We start from the raw sequence: 1,538 nt of genomic DNA, 5'->3' as shown, positions 1-1,538 counted from the left end.
CCCCCGCCGTGTAAAGGAGGCGTTTTATGGATACGGAAGCTATTTTCAGCCGGTTTGTGCGGCTGGCGGGGCTGGACGCGGATGGGGCGGAGGAGTGGATGCCGCTCTGTGCGGCGGCGGCCGCCAAGCTCGCGGGCCGCCTGCTGCCGGGCGCGGACGCGGCGGACGAGCTGCTGCTGCTCGCCGCGGCCGGGGAGGCCTGCTACCAGTACGCGCTCTCCCGGCAGAACGCGCAGAGCATCCGGGTGGGGGATATTTCCCTCTCCCCGGCGGCGGGCGGCATCGAGGGGATGCGGCTGCTGCGCGACGAGCTGCTCGCCGGGGCCGCCGGCCTTTTGGACTGCGGCTGCGCGTCCTTCCGGCAGGTGGGGGCATGAGCATCGCCGGGGCGCTGGCGTCCGCCATCAGGCGGTGTGGCCGGGAGGTGACGCTCGAGCAGGACGGGGCGGTCTGCCGCTTCTTTGCCTGCGTGCAGCCGCGCGCCTACGACACGCAGGCGCGCACGCAGAACATCCAGTCGCGGTTCGGAAAAATCGACCCGCGGCAGTTTCTCTACTACGGGCCGCTTTCGGGCGGCGGCGAGCGGGTGCGGGAGGGTTCCATCCTCACCGTGGGGGGCGACCGCTTTGAAATCCTGCTCTGCCACGATTTTTACTGCGGCGGCGGCCCGGCGTTTCGCTGGGCGACGGCCCGGCTGGTAAGGGAGGAACCGGAATATGACTGATCCGCTGACCGGCCTGCGGGCGGAGGTGACCGCCTACCTGCGGGAGAGCCCTCTGCTCGAGGGAACCGCCGTGCTTGAGGAGTTCCCGGGCGGCTACCGGGGGGCTCCGCCCCGGCAGGCCTGCATCGCGGTCGGGATTTCGGGCGTGGAACGCGCCGCCGCGCCGGGGGGGCAGGTGAAACTCACCCTGCGGTTCGACATCCTCTGTCCGCCCGGCAGAGCTCCCGGCTGCCACGGCCTCTTCGACCGGCTGTGCGGCGCGCTCTTTTTCCAAAAGAACGCGTTCGGCCCGGTGGAAATCCACTGCGGAAACGCCGCGGTCGACGGAGAGACCGGCTGTCCCGTCCTGACCGCCGAGGCGGTTCTCGCCGGGCTGTTCCTTCCGGAGGCGGACGCGGCGGGCGAGCCGTTCACCGACATCATCATCAAGGCAAAGGAAGTGTGACCCTATGATCAAACGACCTGATTCCATGCGGCCCGGGGTCTTTATCCATACGATCGTGCGGCCCCATGCGGGCGGCTGTCCCGCCGGGCGGGGAATCGCCGTGGCCGCGCAGGCGGGCGCCGGTTATTCCGGGACCGGCGCGGCCGAGCTCTACACATTGGCCGACGCCGCGGCGTTCGGCACGGACAGCGTCCTCTACGGCATGGCGCAGACGCTGCTTGCCGCGGGCGTCGTCCCGGTTTACGCCGCCGCGGCCGGGGAGGACTACGCCGCCGCGCTCGCCGCGCTGGAAGCCGAGGAAAGCATCTTCGCGGTGGTGTGCGACGGAGGCGCCGAGGCGCTCTGCGCACATGTGGACGCCTGCGGCGC

At 70.7% G+C, this 1,538-nt stretch carries 4 protein-coding genes; all 4 read left to right on the top strand.

The window, feature by feature from the left end:
* The first annotated feature begins 26 nt into the window (after positions 1-26).
* Positions 27-377, top strand: coding sequence for a hypothetical protein (locus tag RDM88_RS12860; RefSeq protein WP_308755219.1), 351 nt, complete (start codon positions 27-29; stop codon positions 375-377).
* Positions 374-724 (top strand): hypothetical protein, encoded by a 351-nt coding sequence (locus RDM88_RS12855; RefSeq protein WP_308755218.1) that lies wholly within the window; start codon positions 374-376, stop codon positions 722-724. The genes RDM88_RS12860 and RDM88_RS12855 overlap by 4 nt, the downstream gene beginning before the upstream one ends.
* A complete protein-coding gene (locus RDM88_RS12850) occupies positions 717-1,169 on the top strand; it encodes a hypothetical protein (protein ID WP_308755217.1) in 453 nt (150 codons plus the stop codon). Before RDM88_RS12855 ends, RDM88_RS12850 begins: the two co-directional genes overlap by 8 nt.
* A 4-nt stretch (positions 1,170-1,173) precedes the next feature.
* Positions 1,174-1,538, top strand: a 365-nt coding sequence (locus RDM88_RS12845; RefSeq protein ID WP_308755216.1) for a hypothetical protein, incomplete at its 3' end; no start/stop codon positions are given.

Source organism: uncultured Anaerotruncus sp., assembly GCF_902490045.1.
Classification (GTDB): Bacteria; Bacillota; Clostridia; order Oscillospirales; family Ruminococcaceae; genus Anaerotruncus.
The sequence above is the reverse complement of the archived record's forward strand: the minus strand, read 5'-3'. Positions and strand labels throughout refer to the sequence as shown.

Coding starts and splice junctions, on each gene's coding strand:
- RDM88_RS12860 (WP_308755219.1), top strand. CDS start 27: ATGGATACGGAAGCTATTTTCAGCCGGTTTGTGCGGCTGGCGGGGCTG.
- RDM88_RS12855 (WP_308755218.1), top strand. CDS start 374: ATGAGCATCGCCGGGGCGCTGGCGTCCGCCATCAGGCGGTGTGGCCGG.
- RDM88_RS12850 (WP_308755217.1), top strand. CDS start 717: ATGACTGATCCGCTGACCGGCCTGCGGGCGGAGGTGACCGCCTACCTG.